We start from the raw sequence: 13,411 nt of genomic DNA on the forward strand, positions 1-13,411 counted from the left end.
GGTATTGGTTTCTATTCTATACACTTTAAAACCTTACTCCCAATTCAAAATTTTTGTGAAAATGTAGTTTTCTGCATCTGGCAGATATTCTTTTGCTGCTTCAACATCTTCGGCAGTTAGGTAATGCAGATTGTAGTTCAATACAGATTGCACGTGCTCACTGTTTACATCTACCAATCGTGGTTTTACCTTTCCGTTTTCGTCTTCTACATCTTTTAAAAATAGAGGGGCAGTATTTCCAATAGGATCAACAGTTACCATACATTTCGAATGTCCTTGTTGGAACAAATCGTACACTCCATTTCCTAACAGGGTACAAAGACTAAGGTCGAAACCGATTGGTCTGCAACAACGAACCTCAAATCCCAATTCAACCGGACGGGTTCCGATGTTTAGATCGTAGGATTTCATTTTGCGTTGAATTACCATATTAAAAACATGAGCCTTACTTACGTTGAACAACTCAGGATGTCCGTGAGCATCGTAGGTGAAATTAACGCCGGTGCTTTTAATTTCTTCATCGCTCATAAAGTGGAATACTCCTTCGCTAATAATGGCAGCACCATAATTTAATCCCATTATTCTTCTTTTTACGATGGACGAAATTACCAATTGAGCAATTTTATCGGACGAAATGCTTGTTTTGTTAAACATTTCAGGAATAATAATCATTGGAAAGTGACAGGCAGTACCAATGCCGAAAGCCAAATGTCCTGCTTCGCGACCCATAGCTGCTAAAACGAACCAGTTCTGAGAAGTTCTGGCATCTTCGTACACGGTGGTTGCAATCTTAACGCCTTCGTCTTTTGCAGAATGAAAACCAAATGTTGGCGATCCTTCTGGTAATGGTAGATCGTTGTCGATGGTTTTTGGGACGTGAATGTTGGAAATGTTTACCTTGTTCTCTTCCAGATATTTAGAAATTCGATTGGCTGTTGATGCAGTGTCATCTCCACCAATGGTAACCAATAGTTTTACATTGTTTTCAACAAAAAAATCGGTTGAGAAATCGGTATTTTTAGGTTTAAAACGACTCATTTTAAGATGAGAACCTCCTCTTGTGTATATTCCATCAAGAGTTTCAAAGTCGAAATCAACCATTTTACGCTCTGCTGAAAAAAGGCCTTTATAACCTTCGTGCAAGCCAATTACACGGTAGCCTTTTTTTAAAAATACTTTTCCTACACTACTAATTACGGTGTTAATGCCCGGAGCTGGACCACCACCACACAAAATTACAACAGATTCTTTCATTGATAAATGGATGTTTTATTTTAAAGATTGGGCAAAGATAAAGGAATTTGGAAAACATAGCTTATAGTATTCGGGTGTTTTGCGTTAAGGATTGTAGTGGAACCCCGAAAGCTTCCTGTAGCGAAGGCTATGTTGAGGTCCCGATAGCTATCGGGATGAAACGGAAAGCCTGGCCCGAGCGGTGGCTGGTTTGCAGGTGGGAAGCGCCCTGATCTTAATTTTAGAATGAATAAGTAACTGTTAAACAATATTTTAAAGCTGTTGAGGCGATTCTGTTTTTGTAAAGACAGGATGTGTTTTAACAGCTTTTGTTAGCCTATTTAATTGGTATTAAAAAAGCTTTTCACTTTTTTCGAATGTAGGGTTAAATGTGAACACTTTTATTTCTTGAGGATGAAGTTTGAGCGTGGTAAAATCTACTTTTATTTCCAAAGGAGGATGTTTAAAATAACCAAAGTTAATTTGCGTTTGCAGTCTGTCACCTTTTTTAATGATAGATTTATATCCTTCTGTTTTTGTAACAGCATTTACTACCTGATGCTTTGTTATTTGCCCATACACAGAATCGCTACTAATTATTTGTATAGAATCGGGCGAGAAATTTAAATAATTATTGCTGTGATTAATTAATTTAAGATTTAAGAAAAGACTGTCGTTAAAATGGTAAAATTTTGTGCTTAGTACAATTCCATCTATCACAATTTCTGTTTCAGAAAATTGAAGGTTGGAATGAGGATTATCTTTAATAACGGCGTGTTTTGTGAATGGTTTGTTTTGTAATTTTTTAAGGTAGTTCAGTTGAATTTCTTCGGTGTTATGATTTTCTTTCCTTAGTTCATATAGATTGATTGAATGTTCGTTAGCAAAATTATTGTGATAATTTGAAAATAATTCTGCGTTTGCATTGAATTTAATAGTACGATTTGTAATTGAATGATTATTTAGATCTTGAATGAAATTAAGATGAATAAAATAACAACTATCGAGATCACCTCTTTTTTCTGTTCTTGTGAACAAATATTTATTATTTATGGGTACAAATTTATAAACGAATGTTTTTGTGCAATTAGGGAGAAGTTCTGTTTTAGTTTTTTCTGAAATAGGACTGCTGCGGTAATTTTCTTGTGTTTGAATTTGAAGTAAGTAGGGGGAAATTATAATTGACGAATTTCTATTGTTTTGAATTTGTGCGTAATACAATAAAGTATCTCCTGTTGCATTAGCCCATAGACCGGAATTTATGAAAATTCCGTTTGTGTTTATTTCGCTTTTTGTTTCGAATTTTAGAGGATATTGTTTTTCTAATTTATTTGGTAATACTAATTTATCTTGATGAGAACAAGCTACTATAAGATGAATAAAAAAAAGCGTTAATAATAAACGAGTAAGCATAATTATATGATTTTTAAACAGTAAGAGAAAGTCATGACAGCTGTTGAAGAAGTCATGACTTCTCGATTAAATTACTTTGTAGACCAAATGGTATAGCCATGAGGTGGAGCTTGAATTTTAACCCATTTGCCACTCTGGGTTACTGGTTCCCAACTTGAATTTCCGGTGTAATCTTTAATTGTTGAGCTGGACCAATTGGTTTCAATCCATCTTTCCTGAAAATTGTTAGAACTGTTGATGTAAATAATTAATCCGGAGCTATTCCATCCGTTTCTACGTGCTATGTATTCATCATTATCACTATATAAAATGGATGTGCTTCCACTAGCCAAATTGTTATGAATCCAGATTAAATTGTTCATTTTAGCTTTGTCCAGCCATTCTTCATAATCACGATAAAAGATACATGGGTATCCTTCGTGAGTTAGAATATATGAATATGCGAGTATTTTATTCCATATTTCATCTGTATCGTGATTGGTTACGAATGTAACCGCTTTGGTTGCATTTTGTTTCCACATCATGTTATTGTTTAGTTTGGTAAGATCATTCCCATCAAAAGCATCGTTCATTGCATAGTAACAAGCAAAATCGAATACGGAGGAATTGGCTTCATTAGCCCACCAGTTAAGGTAATTTACATCGCCGTCCCATAATTCCCCAACCGAAAATCCTCCTACAGAAGCATTCCATTCTTTTACAACCCATGGATTAAACCCTTTTACGTAATCAAAACGCCAACCATCAAAGTTCATAACATTTTTGTAGTATTTAGCTACAGAGTTGGATTTATTCCACAACCAATCCTGTACATGAGTCTTTTTATGACACAAGTCGGGAAATCCACCAAAAGCACCTAGGTCACTTGTTTCGATATCGTTAGGGTGAAAATCGTTGTAGTTTCGATCGAACAAACCAGATAAAGGATTAAAGTCTGTCCATGTATCTGTTCCTGTGTATGGATTGTTTTCAGATGCTCCTCCACTATTGTGATTAATAACAATATCGGCATATACCTGTAATCCTTCGTTGTGAGCAGAATTAATTAGGTTTTGTAATTCTGTAGTTGATCCAAAACGAGTTTCTATTGATCCCATTTGGTTGTATTGTCCAAAATCATAATAGTCGAAAGGATCGTAGCCCATAGAATATTTTCCATTTTGAGCTTTGGAAGCAGGTGGTAACCAAATGGCATTAAAACCTGCATTACTCCAGCTGGAAACTTTAGAATCAATAGTGTTCCACCAATTGCCACCTGAAGGTACATCCCAATAAAAAGCTTGCATTAACACGCCTGCATTATTGGTGGTTTTGGTGTTTAAGGCTTCTGTGCTCTGAACTTTTGGTTGAAGCTCCGTAATTTCATCTTTGGAACAAGAGGAAAATAGTAATCCCAAACTAAGTATGAGCGTTAAATTTAGGTAAAATCGGTCTCTTCTTTTCATAAGGAATAAATTTAAGTAGTTGTAAATTAATTGAATGTTTGATTTTAATAATTATTTATAGTCATGATTTATTTGTTTCCTATTTTCGAGAGCGTCGTATTAAAATTTACGATTAAATGTAAATTTGCAGGTTTTATTTATTGAAGAAATTGATGAAAAAACATAACAAACGTTTGCGAGGGAGGATTGAATCGTATTCAATGGAGGGATTTTTAACAGTAACTGATATCAATGAGCTTGAGATGACTAAAGAATATTGGCAGGAGATTTGATATTGAGTAGTTTAATTGGGAGCTTAGTATATTGAATTGTTGAAAAAAAAACAGGGAAATCAATTGAGATTTCCCTGTTTTATACTATTTATCAACGAGAAGTTATTCTGCAACTTCTACTAATTTTTCATCGGAGTGCCACAAGCCATGTTTTGTGCAAAATGCAGTAGCAGTTAGTTTCATTTTACGAGATGGTACTACGTAAAAATCAACTTCAGCCTGATTTGCTTCGCCACCTAAAATTCCTGTTGAGAAAGTAGCTTGTGTTAACATTTTTTCACCATCCCAAAGTTGAAGCCAAGCTACATAATGATCTAAATCATCTGGATGAGAATAAGCATCACCAATTTTCACTTTTACTTTGAATTTCTCGCCTTTTTTAGCGGTGTCTTCGCAGTGAACGAATGCAGAATGTCGGTCGATGTAATCTTTCTTAGCTTCACCATCAATGGTGTTAATGTCTTGATACCTGTTAATTTTCATGTTTTGTTTTTTTGATTTTATACCCAATAAATCGGGGTGAGAGGATTATTTTCGTTTTGTTACTAGTTTTTGCTCAAGTAATCAGCAACACCATCGGAAGTTGCTTGCATTGCTTTTTTACCTTTGTTCCAGTTTGCAGGACAAACTTCGCCATTTTCTTCGAAATGTTGCAATGCATCTACCATACGAATGGCTTCGTCAACGCTTCGGCCTAGTGGTAAATCGTTAATTACCGAGTGACGAACATTTCCTTTTTTATCGATAAGGAATAAACCACGGTAAGCAACAGGAGCTCCTGTAGATACTGCATTTCCCTCCATGTCGTAATCGTACTCCGATGCCAAAACGCCATAGTTTTCCGAAATGGTTTTTGATAAATCGGCAACCAAAGGATAAGTTACTCCTTTAATTCCACCTTTATTTTTTTCTGTATTCAACCATGCAAAGTGAGAATATTCCGAATCAACAGAACAACCAACAACAGCTACGTTTCTAGCTTCGAATTCGGCTAGTTTTTCTTGAAAAGCGATTAATTCGGTTGGACAAACAAAAGTAAAATCAAGAGGGTAGAAGAAGAATACTACTTCTTGTTTTCCAATAAATTGATCCAATGAAAAATTTTCCACAATTTGATTTCCGTTAATAACAGCTCCAGCTGAGAATGAAGGTGCTTTTTTGCCAATTAAAGTTTGCATTATATTTTGTTTTTAATGATTATTAATCGTGTTTATTTTTACTATCACAAATGTAGAATTGATTTGAATAAGGTACAAATTATATGAATCAATAATATTTATACCTGCATCGAGAGAATTAATATCATCGGGGATAAACTTTTTGAAGTAATCAGTCTTTTAGAGACATCCAATTTTTGGTAATGGATACGCTTTATAAAGTTTTTATTTGGTTGATAATTTTTAGTTTTGTAGCAACTATCTATTTTTTATAGAGAGCAAGAAAATTTACTTGTTGAGGAATGAATAATTTGGAGCTTGAAAAAAGCTTTTACAAATAGAAATGATTAATGAATAGGAAAGAAATACAGGTGTTTGATCATATTTTAGAGCGAACTGATTTTAAAGATTGCGCGGGAAAAATAAATATATCGATATTTGAATCGGAGGTAAGATCCTGGGTGCCTTATTTTGTTTATTTGCCTCCTAATTGGAATAAGGAGGAAACTTACCCTTTGGTTTTGTTTTTGCATGGACAAGGTGGTGACGAGGGTACTTTTAATAAATATGTGCAAGCAGAACAATTAAATAAATGGATATTAAGTGGTGATATAGAGCCAGTTGTAATTGCAGGTATCCGTGGCGATAATAATCGGGATAATGTACAGTGGTTTACGGAGGAGAACGAAAGTCTTTTGATACAAGAGAAAGGAGGCGAATTCCTTCAATTTTGTCAGAATTCATTTAATGCTGGAAATCAGGGAACGCGAATTTCGATTGAAGGACATTCGCGAGGAGCTGCCGGTGCAATTCATTACTATTTAAAGTATCCGAATTTATTTTCGTCGATTTTAGCCATGGGCTATGTTAGTGATTATACTTTGGATAATAATTTTTTGCAAGGCCGAAATAATTTAGCGATGATAAAAAGAGAGGCAACACCTCTTCGTCTCGAAATTGGTACCGAAGATAGTTTTGTTCGGATGAAGAATCGTAGGGCGAGTTTTGAAATACATCAGTTTTTAAGAGAAAATTCAATTGACCATTCTTTTGAAATATTACATGGAGTTGAGCATGGGTTCGATACTTATTGGAATTATTATAGTGAGGAAGACATGCTAAATGGCTTGGCTCATTTAAAATTTCACGAGCGAAGCAGAAATAGAAATTGTCGCTAATTTCTTCGCTTACTATCGAAAAGTTATCTATTTTGTAAAGAAGTATTTCTAATCTTAATTTTTATGAAATTTACCCGTTTTGTGTTTGTTTTTCTGTTGCTTCTTCCTTTGCAGGTCATCGCTCAGGATACTGTATATTTTAATCAGGTTTGGATACCGGTTGAGAAGGAAAGCGCTCAGTTTTTTTCTACCATAAATAAAATTGCAGAGAATCAATTCTTGGTAAAAGATTTTAGTATTGATAATGTATTGCTGTCGGAGTATCATTACAAGGCGTTGCAAGCAGTGATAGATTGGAACCGCATTTACGAAGTAGGTTTTAATAAATTTGCGGTGGAAGATGGAATTAGTCGCGATTTTTATCCTTCGGGAAGTCTGAAAAAAGAATTTCAATTTGTAAATGGTCAACAAAAAGGTACAATAACCTATTGGTGGGAAAATGGAAAGAAGGAAAAAGAATTTTTAGCCGAAAATAATATTGCAAATGGTGTTTATTCCGAGTTTCTTGAAAGTGGAGAAGCTAGTTTAAGTGTGAAATTTTTAAATGATACCTTAAACGGACCAGCTATTTATTATTATCCGAATGGTAATATTTCTCATATGGGGAAGTTTAATAAAGGAATTAAACATGGAATTTGGACTTATCTATCGGAAGATGGTAGGCCGATTGCCGAGGAATTATATCAAACTAGTTATTTTATTGATGGAGCAGCTGTAAATATAAGTTTTCCAGAAGGAGTGTGGTATTTGTCGGAGAAATACATGATTGATGATAGATTAAGCTTTCTTTTTTACAGATTAGCATTGGATGATACGGAGGAAACAGAAGATCTTGCTTCTTGTTTAATTAGCTTGGAAGCAATTCCAACAGATCTTGGTTTGATTGATTATTCTTCGCACCGCCGAAGGCGTTTATCTGTAGATGTGAAGAAAGTTATTCCAAAGGAGGAAAACCAGTTTTCTTTGCCGCAAAGTATTGCTTATTTTGGAAATCATACCGATTCATCGGGTAAGGAACGCAGCACAACTATTTTACATTCTCTTCAGGCAGAAGTAGGAATGGAATTGGTATTAGATTGTTCTAGTGAGAATTATGAAATTTTAAAAGAGGAATTTGAATACATTCTTCAATCTCTTAAAAAATAAATTAGTTAAAATTCAGGAATGAAAGTCGTTTCCACAAATATCGGCGAAAGCGTAACAATTAATTATCACGGAAAAATTGAAAAAACTGGCATGTATAAGTATGCGGTGGATCAAGCAATTTTTTTAGGGAAAAATGACGTTGTTAACGATTCGGTAATGGATAGAAAATACCATGGTGGTGCCGATAAAGCATGTTATTGGTATTCTGAAGCTCAATACGATTTTTGGAAAGAAAAATTTCCAGATTTAGATTGGGATTACGGAATGTTTGGCGAAAACTTAAGTATTTCCGATTTGGATGAAGGAAATATTAAAATTGGCGATGTTTTTCGAATAGGAAATGCTAAGGTGCAGGTTACCCAACCCCGACAGCCTTGTTATAAACTAAATTATCGTTTTAATTGTGATAGCATGGTTCGCCAATTTATTGATGCTGGATTTCCAGGAGTTTATATTCGTGTACTGGAGGAAGGCGAAGTAAATAAAGGAGATGAGTTAATATTGCTGGAAAGGAGAGAGGAAAGTTTGTCGATAAGAGAAGTGTATTACCTATTATACGAAGCATCGAAAGACCAGTTGAAATTAGAAAAAGCATTAGCCGATCCTGCTCTGGCAGCAAGTTGTAAAAGAGATTTAAAGAAATAAGAAAGGACAGCATTTGCTGTCCTTTTTTGTATGTTAACTTCCTAATATTATTTTTCGAACGATGGCTTCATGGTCGGTGGAACTAATATCCATATTAAATCCAATTTTATAAATTAAACCATTGTACCAAGTGTAATATTGCGACGATCCGGTTGATTCTTTATCCATCAGTTTATCTTCTTCAATAAACTTGTAGTAATCAAACATTCGTGGCCAAGTTCCTGAAATTGGCAGGTAATATAAAGGATGAGTTCCTTCCAATACTAATTTTTGATACTCTTCTGGTAAATTTTCTTCTAGCTCTAATGTAGTTTGAGGATCTAGAAAAGGATCTTCGGGATATTGAGTGATAGAGATAATAAAGAAGTCTTTAAAATTGGTTTGGTAGCCAGTTTCATTCTCTAAATAAGAAAATTGAACCTGAAACACCAATTTATTAGAGTCATTCCAAGAAGTAACAATATTTGCTTGTTGTTGTGCAACTACAAATGGCAAATCGCTTTGCGATATCAAGTTAATTTTCTCTCTCATAACCGAAGGAATACTTACCAATGCTTGAGAAAAACCAATTGGAGCAAAGTAGTTCACTTTTTCGCGAAATTGCAGTAGTTTAAAATCATAGTTGTAGGTATGATCTCTTCCATCAACTTCATTCAAACTTTCCAATAATGCTTCGTTTTCATCAATATAACCAGTGTGTTCGTTGTCTTTGGCGCATGAAAAACTTCCAATAATGAAAAGTAAAATGAAAAAATAATGACGTTTCATAATGATGTAATTAGGTAAATCAATAGTTACAATACAAACATACGTAAAAAATGATTTTATGTTATGTCCTGTTTAAAATTAAATAATCAAATAAGTTATTTTTTATTATAATTTCAGGAAATAAACTTACTGTAGCTATTCATTTGCTAATTCCCAAGCCGTTAAGAAAATAAGTTGAGAAACTCTATTGATGGCTTCAAAGTCAATTTTATCTGCAGTGTCGCTGGCTCGATGGTAGTCGGCATGTATTCCATTAAAATAGAAAATAGCGGGAATGTTGTGTTTCACAAAGGATGCCTGATCTGAGGCTCTATAAAGGTAATTATCAGGAGTATCGTATTTATAATCAAGCTTTAGATTTGCACTAATTTGATTGATACTATCCGATATTACTTTCAATTTAGGTTGTAGATGATTCGTTCCCAAAAGGTAAATATAATTGGTAGTATCGTTAAATTGATCGGTCCTACCCAGCATATCTACATTTAAATTGCCAATAATATTCGATAAAGAAACCGGAGAGTTGTCCACGAAATATTTTGAACCAAACAAGCCTTTTTCTTCTCCCGTAAATGCAATAAAAAGAATACTTCGTTTTGTTGTATGTCCGTTATTTCTTGCCAGCTGAAATTTTCGGGCTACTTCCAGAATAGTAGCAGTTCCAGAAGCATTGTCATTTGCGCCGTTAAATATCTGAGTCTCGTTTTTACCAATATGATCGTAATGTGCCGAAACGACTAAAACTTCCTCTTTTTTCTCTGTTCCTGGCAAAAAGGCAAATACATTTTCGGTTTCTACTTCGTTGTATTCTAGACTAAAATTAAAAGCAAATTGATTAATTTTCTGTTCATTTTGCTTTAGTTTTTTCTTTTTTAAAATTTGTTTTAATCTTTTGGTTTTGATTTGAAGAAGTGCACTGGCAGTAGCATTTGAAATTGCTCCCTGATAGGTGTGCATTCGATTTTTATATCTGATAAAGGATTGGTGATCATTAATAGAGTCGTAAGGATTAAAATTGGAGTTGATTTCTGATTTTAAATTCATTCCTTGTGGACTTATTGCTTTTCTTTTTTCGAGGAGTTCGGTGTATTGATTCGTTTGATTGGGATTACAAAATAGTACCAATTTGGCTTGTGAAGCCATTACAATATCATTCGATTTTATCGCTGCAGCATATAAATTAGAGCTTAGAAATAGTACTGCTTTTTCCGAAAAATCCTTGTTGATGTAACTTGAATCGGGTGCGGTTCCTAAAAAAATAAGATCCATACTTTTATTGGAATAGTCGGTGAATCCCGATAGTAGTAGGTCATTATAGTTTGTGAATGTTTTACCATAAGCTTCGACATTAGCAGTGGCCTGCTCTTTTTTATAGATGGCGAAGTTCTGAAAGTATCCCAAGCTATCGGTAGTACTGGTAAAATTTTTTATTCCTGCTTTTACAAATTGTTGATAGATGTATCTGGCAGCAAGTTTCTGTCCGTTGCTTCCGGTTTCTCTACCTTCCATAATGTCGGAGGAGAGTATTATAAGGTCGGTTTTAATTTGTTTGGTTGATAGCAATCTGGAATAATGCAAGGCGATACTGTCTTGTGCTTTTAGTGGCAATAAATTACTTGCTAGAATAAAAAGGAGAATAAAGATGGCTCGCATGCGAATTTTTTTTTGAATGAAATACAGAAATTAAATTACTAAAATTTGTTTTTGGAATGGCATTTTGCCTCTATTATTTGATAGTTTACTAAGGAATTGTATAATGCTTTTAATTCTACTTTCTATTTCTAATGTCGTAACTTTAATAGAATAAGGAACTTGAGTTATGAAAGCTTTTGGTTTTATCCTTTTACGACTTATTTCGTTAGGAGGAAATAGTGAGTTTACGAATCAACAAGAAATGGAATTTGAGCAACTTCGGGTAAATATGGTAAACAATCAACTAATTAGGAGAGGAGTGAACGATTCTCTTGTTATTTGTGCCATGGAGAAAGTCGAAAGGCATTTATTTGTTCCGGCAGAATTAAAAGCTTATGCCTATCAGGATCGTCCTTTACCTATTGGCAAAGGGCAAACCATTTCACAACCTTATATTGTGGCGTATATGAGTCAATTACTACAATTGAATTCGAAATGTAGGGTCTTGGAAATTGGTACTGGATCGGGATATCAAGCTGCTATTTTAGGGGAGATATGTACCGAGGTTTATTCCATAGAAATTATAGAATCCTTGCATAAAAGAGCAACTTCGGTTTTAGATTTTTTAGGTTACGAAAACGTACATACTTTTTGTTGTGATGCTTATGTGGGAATGGCGAGTCGGGCTCCATTCGATGCTATCATTGTAAGCTGTTCGCCAACTAAGATTCCCGAAGCTTTAATTGCACAATTGGCAGAAGGAGGACGATTAGTAATTCCTGTTGGTGAGAAAAATATTAAAAAGTTGATTCTATTAAAAAAGCAAAATGGGGAAATCTGTAAACAGAATGTTCTGCCAGTTCGATTTGTACCTATGCTTAACGAAAAAGGGAAAAAGTATTGATTTTATTCCTTCTTTTTATAAATTCCTTCGAATTGAATATTCCAAATTTTCCCTTCGTCGATGCTCGATTCCCAAACTTGTTTTACATTGCCATTTGGCATCAAGACCCAGCTAATTCGGTGTAGAGATTGATCTTCCCCCATATTGGAGTCACTGCTACTGGATAATAGCATTTTGCCATTCTCAAAATTTCCTTTCAAAAGTAAATTGTTGCCATTTTTATCTACCCAAATTTGTTGCCATTTGTCTATTTTCGAGTTGTAAAAACTATAGCTGGTACCAGTAAAATTTTCTTTCTCCGACACCCAGTTTTCTTGCAGTAAATTGCCATTTTGCAGTAATATAACGGTATTGTGAGCAACCAGATCATCGTTGGTAAATACATCCCAATCGCCTAGCCAGAAATCGAATAGACGATTTGGTGAAGTAGTATTTGTTATTGGATTTTGAGAAAAGGAGACTGTTGAGAATAGAATAAATATCAGTAAAAGGAAACGTTTCATGAGGCTGTTTTTGAAAGTGACACAAATGGTAAAGTTCAAAATTCATTAGAGTTTATTCTTCAAGATAGGTTAAGCAACGTTCCAATCGATCTTTTAATTCGCGGGCAAATGGCTGTAGTTCTTCATTTTCAATTACATTAAAAGCAGCAGTCGGATCCATCATCGAAATATCAACATGTCCATTATCCTGCTCAATAACAGTAACATTGCATGGCATCATAATACCAATTTGATCTTCAACTTGAAATGCCTTGTAGGCAAAGGATGGATTGCATGCTCCTAGAATTCGGTACTTTTTAAAGTTGACATCTAGTTTTTCTTTTAGGGTTGCTTTTACATCTATGTCTGTTAATATCCCAAATCCTTCGGTTTGAAGTGCTTTTGTTACACGATCAACAGCATCGTCGAATTTGAAATTAGTTCTTAAGTGGATATAATAGCTCATAATTTTAATTATTTAGGTAAGAAATTGTGGCAGAAAATTATTTTAGGCATCTGTTAAGGTAGGTAAAAATGCGCTAACAATAAAAAATTAATACTTTCCTTTTAGATATTTTGATCGTATTTTGTTTTGTTATATTTTCTTCTGGGAGACAGTTCACATGCTTTAATTAAAAACCATATTAATAAGAAGTAGGCAAGTATTCTTAAATATCCTAATAATGGTTCGTATTCCATACCTAATGGTCCTGGTACGTAACGAGTAAGAAAAATAATACTAAGTGGAATAAAAATAAGCATTAAAACAATTAGAACTATTGCAGCTTCTTTATGCACTCTTCGGATAAGCAGGCCAATACCACAAATAATAAGAATGAATCCTAAAATAGTAATTAGCTCGTAGGTAGAGTTTGAAATCGTGGAGAACATATGTTCAAAAAGGGTTGGAATTAAAATATGCATTGCTCCTATTACAATAAAACCAATTCCATAAGCGAAACGCAAGTGGTCGTTACCAGTAAATTTTATTAGGTATTTGCTAAAGTGTGCGGTGATTCTCACCAGAGCATACGAAAGGAATATGACAAGTAGAATTAACATTGGCTGTGTATTAATAAGTATAAGGTTTCCAATCAATATACGAATTAGAAATGTAGCTAGCAAGCGACTGGTTA

At 34.3% G+C, this 13,411-nt stretch carries 14 protein-coding genes; 4 read left to right on the forward strand and 10 right to left on the reverse strand.

Annotated elements, in window-relative coordinates:
* Positions 1-33: 33 nt before the first annotated feature.
* From BZG02_RS16610 to BZG02_RS16630, 5 genes are all read right to left on the reverse strand, one after another.
* Positions 34-1,254, reverse strand: coding sequence for a 6-phosphofructokinase (locus BZG02_RS16610; RefSeq protein WP_101262813.1), 1,221 nt, complete (start codon positions 1,252-1,254; stop codon positions 34-36).
* A gap of 330 nt (positions 1,255-1,584) precedes the next feature.
* Positions 1,585-2,646, reverse strand: a complete 1,062-nt coding sequence (locus BZG02_RS16615) for a hypothetical protein (protein ID WP_101262815.1) — start codon at positions 2,644-2,646, stop codon at positions 1,585-1,587.
* Between the two features lie 71 nt (positions 2,647-2,717).
* The gene (locus BZG02_RS16620; protein WP_101262817.1) at positions 2,718-4,091 is read right to left on the reverse strand and encodes an alpha-amylase; all 1,374 of its coding nucleotides are present in this window, start codon (positions 4,089-4,091) and stop codon (positions 2,718-2,720) included.
* 374 nt (positions 4,092-4,465) lie between these two features.
* Entirely contained in the window at positions 4,466-4,846 is a 381-nt protein-coding gene (locus BZG02_RS16625) for a desulfoferrodoxin family protein (RefSeq protein WP_101262819.1), read from the reverse strand.
* A 62-nt stretch (positions 4,847-4,908) separates the two neighbouring features.
* On the reverse strand, positions 4,909-5,541 hold the full coding sequence (locus tag BZG02_RS16630) for a peroxiredoxin (RefSeq protein WP_101262821.1): 633 nt from the start codon (positions 5,539-5,541) through the stop codon (positions 4,909-4,911).
* Between the two features lie 329 nt (positions 5,542-5,870).
* Between BZG02_RS16630 and BZG02_RS16635 the strand changes: the two genes are divergently transcribed.
* The 3 genes from BZG02_RS16635 (at position 5,871) to BZG02_RS16645 (ending at position 8,489) form a co-directional block, all read left to right on the forward strand.
* The gene (locus BZG02_RS16635) at positions 5,871-6,698 is read left to right on the forward strand and encodes an alpha/beta hydrolase (RefSeq protein ID WP_101262824.1); all 828 of its coding nucleotides are present in this window, start codon (positions 5,871-5,873) and stop codon (positions 6,696-6,698) included.
* 63 nt (positions 6,699-6,761) lie between these two features.
* Positions 6,762-7,844: a toxin-antitoxin system YwqK family antitoxin gene (locus tag BZG02_RS16640; RefSeq protein ID WP_101262826.1), complete on the forward strand. Its 1,083-nt coding sequence runs from the start codon at positions 6,762-6,764 to the stop codon at positions 7,842-7,844.
* A gap of 18 nt (positions 7,845-7,862) precedes the next feature.
* Positions 7,863-8,489, forward strand: coding sequence for an MOSC domain-containing protein (locus tag BZG02_RS16645; RefSeq protein WP_101262828.1), 627 nt, complete (start codon positions 7,863-7,865; stop codon positions 8,487-8,489).
* Between the two features lie 33 nt (positions 8,490-8,522).
* Here BZG02_RS16645 and BZG02_RS16650 read toward each other — a convergent pair whose 3' ends face one another.
* Entirely contained in the window at positions 8,523-9,257 is a 735-nt protein-coding gene (locus BZG02_RS16650) for a hypothetical protein (protein ID WP_101262830.1), read from the reverse strand.
* Between the two features lie 135 nt (positions 9,258-9,392).
* Complete coding sequence (locus BZG02_RS16655) at positions 9,393-10,910, reverse strand: M28 family metallopeptidase (protein ID WP_101262832.1); 1,518 nt, start codon at positions 10,908-10,910, stop codon at positions 9,393-9,395.
* Between the two features lie 166 nt (positions 10,911-11,076).
* On the opposite strand from BZG02_RS16655, the gene BZG02_RS16660 reads away from it, so the two are divergent.
* Positions 11,077-11,793, forward strand: a complete 717-nt coding sequence (locus BZG02_RS16660; RefSeq protein ID WP_180335760.1) for a protein-L-isoaspartate(D-aspartate) O-methyltransferase — start codon at positions 11,077-11,079, stop codon at positions 11,791-11,793.
* A gap of 2 nt (positions 11,794-11,795) precedes the next feature.
* Here the strand turns inward: BZG02_RS16660 and BZG02_RS16665 are convergent, their stop codons facing one another.
* The 3 genes from BZG02_RS16665 to BZG02_RS16675 all read right to left on the reverse strand — a co-directional run bounded on the left by BZG02_RS16665 (position 11,796) and on the right by BZG02_RS16675 (position 13,337).
* The gene (locus BZG02_RS16665; protein ID WP_101262835.1) at positions 11,796-12,296 is read right to left on the reverse strand and encodes a hypothetical protein; all 501 of its coding nucleotides are present in this window, start codon (positions 12,294-12,296) and stop codon (positions 11,796-11,798) included.
* Positions 12,297-12,348: 52 nt separating this feature from the next.
* Positions 12,349-12,741: a DUF302 domain-containing protein gene (locus BZG02_RS16670; protein ID WP_101262837.1), complete on the reverse strand. Its 393-nt coding sequence runs from the start codon at positions 12,739-12,741 to the stop codon at positions 12,349-12,351.
* Positions 12,742-12,842: 101 nt separating this feature from the next.
* A complete protein-coding gene (locus tag BZG02_RS16675) occupies positions 12,843-13,337 on the reverse strand; it encodes a hypothetical protein (protein WP_101262841.1) in 495 nt (164 codons plus the stop codon).
* Positions 13,338-13,411 lie beyond the last annotated feature (74 nt).

Origin of the sequence: Labilibaculum filiforme (assembly GCF_002843315.1) — a bacterium.
Lineage (GTDB): Bacteria > Bacteroidota > Bacteroidia > Bacteroidales > Marinifilaceae > Labilibaculum > Labilibaculum filiforme.

Bases quoted from the DNA above. Each gene is read 5' to 3' on its own strand.
- BZG02_RS16610 (WP_101262813.1), bottom strand. From the start codon at position 1,254: ATGAAAGAATCTGTTGTAATTTTGTGTGGTGGTGGTCCAGCTCCGGGC.
- BZG02_RS16615 (WP_101262815.1), bottom strand. From the start codon at position 2,646: ATGCTTACTCGTTTATTATTAACGCTTTTTTTTATTCATCTTATAGTA.
- BZG02_RS16620 (WP_101262817.1), bottom strand. From the start codon at position 4,091: ATGAAAAGAAGAGACCGATTTTACCTAAATTTAACGCTCATACTTAGT.
- BZG02_RS16625 (WP_101262819.1), bottom strand. From the start codon at position 4,846: ATGAAAATTAACAGGTATCAAGACATTAACACCATTGATGGTGAAGCT.
- BZG02_RS16630 (WP_101262821.1), bottom strand. From the start codon at position 5,541: ATGCAAACTTTAATTGGCAAAAAAGCACCTTCATTCTCAGCTGGAGCT.
- BZG02_RS16635 (WP_101262824.1), top strand. From the start codon at position 5,871: ATGAATAGGAAAGAAATACAGGTGTTTGATCATATTTTAGAGCGAACT.
- BZG02_RS16640 (WP_101262826.1), top strand. From the start codon at position 6,762: ATGAAATTTACCCGTTTTGTGTTTGTTTTTCTGTTGCTTCTTCCTTTG.
- BZG02_RS16645 (WP_101262828.1), top strand. From the start codon at position 7,863: ATGAAAGTCGTTTCCACAAATATCGGCGAAAGCGTAACAATTAATTAT.
- BZG02_RS16650 (WP_101262830.1), bottom strand. From the start codon at position 9,257: ATGAAACGTCATTATTTTTTCATTTTACTTTTCATTATTGGAAGTTTT.
- BZG02_RS16655 (WP_101262832.1), bottom strand. From the start codon at position 10,910: ATGCGAGCCATCTTTATTCTCCTTTTTATTCTAGCAAGTAATTTATTG.
- BZG02_RS16660 (WP_180335760.1), top strand. From the start codon at position 11,077: ATGAAAGCTTTTGGTTTTATCCTTTTACGACTTATTTCGTTAGGAGGA.
- BZG02_RS16665 (WP_101262835.1), bottom strand. From the start codon at position 12,296: ATGAAACGTTTCCTTTTACTGATATTTATTCTATTCTCAACAGTCTCC.
- BZG02_RS16670 (WP_101262837.1), bottom strand. From the start codon at position 12,741: ATGAGCTATTATATCCACTTAAGAACTAATTTCAAATTCGACGATGCT.
- BZG02_RS16675 (WP_101262841.1), bottom strand. From the start codon at position 13,337: ATGTTAATTCTACTTGTCATATTCCTTTCGTATGCTCTGGTGAGAATC.